Raw genomic sequence first — 7836 nt, 5'->3', positions numbered from 1 at the left:
GAGCCATGGGCCGAGACCGAGCCGTACGTGGTCACACCGCCCGACGTCACCGTCTGCGCCAGGATGAAGCCGGTGTCGGCGGTGACGTTGATGTTGCCGACGTCGCCGCTATTGCCGGTGGCCGCGAGCGACTTGAACGTCACATTCTGGGTCGCGTGGACCATCTGCGAACCGCTGCTGTCGGCTGTGCCGATGAGGATGCTGCCATTGTTCGCGACGGCGCGGAAAGATCCGCTCGCGCCGGTCGCCGTGCCCGCCAGCACCTGGTCGAGCCTCAGTCCGCCGGTGCCGATGATGTCCACACTGCCCTTCACCGCGGACAGCAGGCTCACCTCGGTGTCAGCGAGAACCTTGACGTAGATATCGCCGGCGCTCGCGCTCGCAGACAGCCGCGCGGCACTTAAGGTAAACCGCCCGGTCGCACTGCCGATGCCGTTCGATGCGCTCAGCGAGAGCTCGGCGCCCGCGCCGGAGGCGATGAACTTGGTCTGGCCGTCGCCATTGTCGATGATCGCACCGAGCGAGGCGACGCCGCCGGCGGTGACGATGATCGACGGGGCGTTCGAGGCGGCAGCGTAGGACAGCGAGGAATTCAGCTGGCCGATCGTCGCATCGCCCGTGGTGGTCACCGAGATCAACCCGGGCGCGTTGATGGCCGAATAGGCGCCCATCGATAGCGTCGCGGCAACCAGCGTCACGCCGCCCGTGCTGCTGGTCGCAACCACCGGCGCCGCACTGGTGCCGGCCGCGAAGGTCATGCCGCGATTGGCGAGCAGCTGCATCAGGCCGTCGCTGGTGATGCCAGTATTGATGGTGAGCGCGCCGCGCGCCACGTTCAGCGTCAACGCGCCGCCAGCCGTCAGCGCCCCATAGGGGCCGCTGGTGCCGACCGCGAGATCGCCGGTGACCGCGAGGATGCTGACGTCGCCGACCGCCGAGCCGGTCACCGCGCCGGAGATGTTCACCTGCAGCGGCTAGGAGGCCCCGCCGTTGAAGCCGATGCTGCCGCCGGCGCGCAGGTCGAGGTCGGTGCCAAGGATGTGGATCGCGGAGCGGTCCGTGAAGCCGGCCTCGGCGTAGATGCTGCCGGTCGCGGCGAGGTGGATCGCATTGCCGGCGGCGATGTTGCCGAGGATGAGATCGCCGGTGGTCTGCTTCACATAGATGCCCTGCGCCGACGAGACCTGGTCGAGCTGGTCGTTGCCCGGATCGGCAAAAGCGATCTGAAGCGCGTTGGCGTTGGTCGCGGGATTGCTTCCGGCAGCGCCCGGCGCGCCGACATTGCCGTGCTCGGCGATCAGGGTCAGGTTGGCGATATCGCCCGAGATCACGGCCCCGCCCACATTGGCGGAGATGCTGGTCACGGCGTCGAGCTTGACGTCGCCGCGGCCGGTCACCTCGATGCCGTTGGTCTGCGCGGCCGTGACCGGGCCGTAATTGGCGGTGACGCCGCCGAGCGCGAGGCTGTTCTTGCTGCCGAGATAGATGTTGGTCAGCGCCTTGGCCGAGATCGCGATCGGGTTGTCGACGACGACGAGGTTCTGCTGCGACAGGCTGACCGTATAGGTTGTGACATGGGTCGTCGGATCCGTGACCGCGCCGACGGTGAGCTGGCCGGGGCCGGCGGTGGCCAGCAAACCCCTCTGCTCCGGCGTCAGCGACGAGGAATCGACGCTGGTGAAGGTGAAGGTCTGGGGCGCCGCCGAATTGCCGACCGAGCCGCGCGGCGCGTAGAGCATGATCTGGTTGGCGCTGACATTGGCGATGACGTTCTCGTCGATCGGCGGCGGTGCCGCACCGACGGCCGACGACGACACCGTGTAGGCGAGCTGGCTCTGGGTCCACTGCGAGCCCGCGGTGATGATGCTGTAGACCCGCTCGGTCGATGCGAGCGTGTAGCTGTAGTTTGCATTGTAAGCGCCAAGCGCCGTTTGCAACGCCGTGTTGCTCGGCATCCGCTGGCTGGTGGTCGCCACGCCGTCGAACAGCTTGGTGAACAGGGTCGCCGACAGCGAGCTGCCGAACACGGTCCCCAGCGGATCCGCGGGAGCGGCACCGAGCAATGTCGTCAGCGAGGTCTTGAGCTCGTCGGTGGTGATCTTGCCGAGCAGGAACTGATCCCTCAGGAACCGCGTCGTGGCCTCGGTCTTCATCTGCGTCGCGGTGACGTCGGCAGGGTCGATGCCGAGCTTGGCCGCCACCTGCGCCCGCAGCACCGTCTGCCCCACCGAGGTCGGGTTGTAGGTGCTGCCGTTCGTAAAGGCGATGTTCTTGAGCTGGAAATAGTCGTTGTAGGCCGACGTCACCATCGACTGATAGCTGTTGACGGCGTTGGTGGCGGCGTTGCCACTGACAAGGTCGAGGCTGGCCTGGACGTCCTGAAGATGCTGGCTCTGTGCCTGGGTCAGGCCGACCGCTGCCCGGCCGTTCAGGATGTTGGCCTGGTTGCCGTCGGAGCCGGCGGCCTCCAGGAACACCGGGCCACCGGTCGACTGGATCGTGCCTAGGCGGAGGTCGCCCTTGGACTGAATGATGTAGGTGCCGGTGGCCGAGGCGCTGTCGAGCACGCCGCCATCCACGCTGCCGCCCGCCTGAACCGTCCCCGTCGCCTGGATCACCAGCGGATTGATGTTGGTCAGGGTGGACGCGCCGTTGACCACCGCGCTCGTCGCGCCGATGGCACCGGAGGCGGAGTTGATCTCGATGTTCTTGCCGATCACGACGGGATTGGCGGGGTTGTAGGCGGAGGCCGAGTTGATGTCGCCGGTCGCCGACAGGAACACGTTGCCCTGCGGCGTGGCGCCTGCCGAATTCACCTTCACCTGGTTGATCGACAGCGAGCCGATGGCCGAAATCGCGATGTCGCGGTCGATCGAGCTGGCGGTCAGGCTGCCACCATAGATCTGCACCTGGACGGGCGTCCTGTTGGCGCCGAGCGTGCCGATGCCGCCGTCACCCCGAAGCGTCACGCTCGTACCCGAGATCACCGGGTTGTTGGCATTGGCGCCGACCGTGATGGACGAGTTGGCGCCGGTGGCGGCCAGCGTCGTCGTTCCCTGCTGGTTGTTGATCGACCCGTTGATGACGATGCCTGAGGTCGAATTGACCACGACGTCGCTGCTACTGCCACCGGTGAACTTGATGTTGATCGGGTTCGACGCCTTGACCGTGTTGGTCAGCGAGAGCGTCAAATGATCATAGATCGCCTGGTACCAGTTGTACTGGGCATCTGCGCCGCAGCACGCGTTGGAGTGGGTGTTGAGTCCAACGGGGCTCCCGTCCGGGTTCGTGCCCCCCGCCCAGTGATAGCTGCCGGTGGCGGTCGTGACCTTCTGGTAGTTGGTGCTCTGCGTGCCTGAAACCAGGCTGGTCGAGCGGGTCCAGCTCTCGCCGGTGGTCTGATTGGGCGTGAAGCTCCAGCCGTAGTCGAACTGCGTGCTGGTGGGTAGACGATCCAGCGTCGCGGTGTCGACCCATTGATAGAGCATGTTCTCCTTCGTCGCGTACTGGATACCCGCCGTACCGGTCCTCGCTGCAAGCATCGACGGGTCGATCGCGGCCGCAGTGACACTGTTGGTCTCGTACCGCGACACCTGCTGGCTGCTTGCAGCCTTGGGATCGTAGACCCACCACGTCGTCTTCCCCTTGAGCTGGTCGACGATCTCGACCACGCTCTGGGCAGTGACGCTGGTATTGATGGTGTTGGTGACGAGCTGGAGCCCGCTGGTGTTGTTGACGGTGACCGTGCCGGCGCCGCCTTTGATCTCGATGTTACCCTGGGTCTGGGTGCTGTCGGTCGAGGTCGAGATGATCTTGCCGTTGAGGTAGACGTAGCCGCCGGCGCCCTGCGCCACGCCATTCAGGATGAGCTGGTCGGTGAGAGCGTTGTACCTGACCCCGATCTTGGCGTCGCCGCTGGCCGACGCCGTCACGGAGCCCGAGATATCGTAATAGACGCCGTTGCGCGCATTGGCCTGGGCCGCGGCAAAGTCCGCGCCGCCGTTGCGGTTCTTGAGGCCGTTGCTGCCATAGATGGCATCGTACGCCGCGGCGCCGATGTCGACCGAGTAATTGCTGCTCGAGCCGGCCTGGATGGTGCCGTTGATGTTGATCACCGACGCCGAGATGATGACCGCCTGGCCGCTGATGGTCCGGGAGGCTGTCGCGGTGGCCGGCGAATTGGCGGTCTTCGGCGTGATCGCATCCGGCTGGATGTTGATCACCTGGAAGAAGCCCGAGCTGTCGCAGGCTGACGCACAGTTGAACGGCGTCTTGTACGGACCGCTATCGGTGTAAACGTTGCGGCCGTCATAAGTCGTTTTCTTCCACTGCGCGAGCACGACATTGGTCGAGTCCTGCGACTGCCCCTCGATGATCTTGAGGGTCGCGATGTCAGGCACGCTGCCGGCATCGGGAGTGCTGGTGTTCCCAGGCGTACCCCTGCCCACCGGCAGGAAGATCGATGAATAGAGCGAGGTGCCGTCGTAATACGTCATCAGCATGCGCGCGGTGAAGATCGTGCTGGCGTCGGCGTTGCCGACGGGTTGATACACGCCGTGGCTGCCGTCGGTGCAGCAGTAATAGAAATAGGGGTGATCGGTTCCCGAAGCGATATGCGGAGCGGTATAGTAGTCGCCGTAGGCGCCGAGATAGGTCGCCGCCGTCATCACCGCGGTCAGCGTGTCTTCCGGCCTGTTTTCAGTGGTGGCCCATTGCGAGGTGACCGCGCTGCCGCTGTCGTAGAAGCTCCCGATACCGCCGAGGAAGGTGAAGGTGCCTTTTGGCACCACGATCTGGACGGTCGCGGCACTGAGCGACTGCGATGCGACGACGCTGCCGAGATTGTTGATGATCTTGAGCAGGCCGTTCGCGTTGTTGACGGCGCCATTGAAATAGATGTCGGGCGTGCGGGTCAGCACGTTGCCGTTCTGGTCAATGCCTTGACCGGAGTCAGGATCCAGGCGGTTATAGGTGGCCGAGATGTCGATGACCGGTGTTGCGCTCGGCATCGCGGTGAAGGTCACATTGGAGTGCGAATCCGGGTCGACATGGTCGATCTGGCGGTAGGTGATGTTGCCTCCGCTCACGTCGGTGACCGTGAGGTTGCCGAGGCTCATGAAGTCGAGGCCCTTGTTCTCGATCTTGATCAAGGGCGAGCTGCGCGCAATCACCGCAGGCGCGGCCGGGTTCGTGCCGCTGTTTCCGGTCAGCTTCTGCGCCAGGATCGAGACGTTGCCGGCGGACACCAGCATGTCGCCGAACGCGAAGGCGTTGCCGGGTGCGTCGGAGGTGAACGGCGCCTGCTTGATCAGCGTGTCGATCTGGCGCTGGATGTCGCCGGTCGGATCGGTGCCGGACGGCGCCATCGTCGCGGGCGCCGTAGGCGTGGCCGCCGCGAGCTGGGAGCGTACTTGCGCCTCTGTCAGGCCCGTCAGCGACGCCAGCTGGTTGACCACCAGCTGGTACGGATTGAAGTTGCCGACCACAGTGTACTGGACCGTCTGGTGGTTCCAGCTCATCACCGGGCTGAAGTGATTGACGTCGGATACGGCCTCGAGGGTCAGCGCGGAGTAAGGGCTGGTCGTGCTCAGGGTCGGCGTGCTCGCGCCGAGCTCGATCGTGATGGTCACGTCGTTGTTGATGCCCGCCACCACCAGGCCGTTGAGCGCGACATCGCCGGTTCCGCTGGTATGGCTGTGATTGTCGCTGTTCTTGGCGCTGAAGATGTCCAGATACGGATTGTAATTGCTGCCGTTGCCGGCGGCCGTGACCTGCCCTTGCGTTGCTCCCAGATAGATATTCCGCGCGCCGAGGATGCTCGAGGTCGGGGCCAGCGTCAGGCTCGTGCTGTCGTCGGCATTGGCCGTGCCGCGGTACAGCGTGGAGATCGGAATGGCGGTGTTGTTGTAGACGACCGTCGTCGCCGTCGCCTGCACGCTGCTGAAAACGAGGCCATCGCCGGACAGGCCGGCATACATGGTGATGTCACGCCAGGCCATGATCTTCGCGCCGGCGCCGACATTGACGGACTGGTTGGCGTGAACCCAGCTGTTGGTGCTGGCGCCGACGCCAGCGATCGCGCCATAGAGGCTGGCATTGGCGTTGGTCGCCGCCGCCATCTTCGCGGCCGTGCCAATATAGATCTTGCCGGCGCTGAACAGCTCGCGGGCGTTGATGTTGACCGCGAGCGTGGCGTTCGCCGTCATGTTGGATTCGGCGCCGCCGCCGGCGAAGAAGCTGGCGGTGGCGAGGCTCGCGGTGTCGTTGGTGTTCAGCGTGTTGTAGGCCTCGATGTTGATCACGGCCGTCGAGGTCCTGGGATCGTCGTTGAGGCTCAGCACCGTGCCGGCGCCGATATTGGTGGTGACGTTCTGCGTCACAAAGGACTCGCTGAGCGCGGCCGCCCCTGAGAACGAGCCGCCGGAACCCGAACGCGCGCCGCCGCCACCCTGGTTGACGATGTCGTTGGCGATCACGACCATGTCGCCGGCCGCCGAATTGATGATCAGATGCGTCCCGATCTCGGCCGTGGTGGTGGAGTCGACGTCGTTCCGCGCCTTGCCGGCGGATACGCCGGCCGTGGACGCCTGATAGGCATCGCCGCTCGCCGCGTAATTCGTGGTGTGCTTGGCATTGATGCGGAGACCGCCGAAATAGAGCGTGTCATCAGCCGTGCCGCCGTCGAAGCGCGCGTTGGTCACGGCGGTCGAGCTGGTCGTGGCGACCGCGGCCGCGCCGGCATAGGTGCCGCCCGCGCCGACCGTCGCGTTGGAGACGTTGGCATCCGTGCCGGTGGCCGTGATCCGCAGGATACCGGTGTAATTGCCGTGATTGAGATTATCCATGTCGGCAGGCGCACCCAGATAGGCGTAGGTATGCGCGCTGGACGAGGTCTGCGCGACGGTGGCGCCGAGCGCCAGGAATCCGGTCGAAAGACCCGTCGCCTCGGCGTATTGGGCGCTGTCGTTTTCGGCCGCGACGGTCACATCGGCGTTGGGCAACGTAATCCCCGTCCCGCCATAGGCGCTCACGGTCGCGTTTTCCGACGCCTTGGCGTAGCTGCCCTGCGCGCCGATCAGCGAGCCGCCGCCGCCGGCGAGCGCCTTGGCCCACGTCGTCGTGCCGCTGGTCGGAACCAGCGCCATGGCGGTCACCGCAAGCGCACCACCCGAGAAGCTCGTGTTGTCGCCAACATCGGCAGTGACCGTGGCGCCGACCGTGGACTGGGCGATGGCGACGCCGACCGCGGCACCGCCGACCGAAACGCCGATCGCCTCGCTCGATAGATTGGGCGTGATCGAGGCCGACACCAGTGTGCCGACGCCGGTCGCGGATGTCGTGATCGAGGCACTGCTGCCGATCTCCGCCAGCACGGACGAGTTCTCGTGCGCCTCCGCATCCGCACCGACGCCCGCGACGATACCGCCGCCGAGCGCGGTGGCCGTCGTCGTCAGCGTGCCGGCACCGCTTGCGCCAACTGCCAGAGTCGCGACGTTGACGGTGGAGCCGTTCAGAACCCTCGCGGCGACCGAACTCGCTCGGCTTGCCGTCGCGACCGAAGCACCGGCCGCCACGGCACCGCCGGTGACGCCACCGGTGAAGACGACCTGGGTCGTCGAATCCTGCGCCATGACGGCGGCGCCATTGCCGGTGCCGCCCGTGCCGGTGATCTGGCCGCCGAGCATGGCCACCACGGAGTTGCTGACATTGCCGACCGCGACAGCCGCCTGGGCGCCAAAGTAAAGCGCCGCACCGCCGGCGATGGCCTCGGTGTCGACGGTCTTGCCGGCATAAGGCCCGGTAGTCGCGTCCTTGACGACCGCCGCAACGGTGACA

At 65.8% G+C, this 7836-nt stretch carries 1 protein-coding gene and 1 pseudogene; both read right to left on the bottom strand.

Annotation, left to right across the window (positions count from 1 at the left end; translation table 11 throughout):
* Positions 1-965, bottom strand: a 965-nt coding sequence (locus IC66_RS48250) for a hypothetical protein (RefSeq protein ID WP_244429106.1), incomplete at its 3' end; no start/stop codon positions are given.
* A gap of 9 nt (positions 966-974) precedes the next feature.
* Positions 975-7836: pseudogene (locus IC66_RS0112975) on the bottom strand (leukotoxin LktA family filamentous adhesin); the annotation flags it as partial.

It is taken from the genome of Bradyrhizobium genomosp. III (genome assembly GCF_000261705.1).
Taxonomy (GTDB): Bacteria; Pseudomonadota; Alphaproteobacteria; order Rhizobiales; family Xanthobacteraceae; genus Bradyrhizobium; species Bradyrhizobium ottawaense.
Note: the sequence above shows the minus strand (reverse complement) of the source record. Positions and strands in the feature narration are given on the sequence as shown.